The sequence below is a fragment of the Streptomyces sp. L-9-10 genome (assembly GCF_004151105.1).
Taxonomy (GTDB): Bacteria; Actinomycetota; Actinomycetes; order Streptomycetales; family Streptomycetaceae; genus Streptomyces.
This window is the reverse complement of record NZ_PHRF01000043.1, coordinates 1-201: the sequence shown is the minus strand read 5'-3', so window position 1 is coordinate 201 and position 201 is coordinate 1. Positions and strand designations below refer to the sequence as shown.

The 201-nt window shown below is 63.7% G+C and carries 1 pseudogene; it reads left to right on the top strand.

Going from position 1 to position 201, the window contains the following annotated elements:
- A pseudogene (locus tag CU044_RS39160) lies at nt 1-201 on the top strand (hypothetical protein); the annotation flags it as partial.

Sequence of the window (201 nt, the reverse complement as noted above, 5' to 3'; positions counted from 1 at the left end):
TGCGGCGACGTATGAGGTGTGGGTGCCGTTGTTGAATGGTGGGACGGTGGATGTGGCGGGGGGTGAGGTGAGTGTGTCGGTGGTGCGGGATGCGGTGGTGCGTGGGGTGTCGGGGTTGTTTTTGACGAAGGCGTTGTTTGATGTGCTGGCGGAGGAGGATGCGGGGTGTTTCGCGGGTCTGGGTGAGGTGTGGACGGGTGG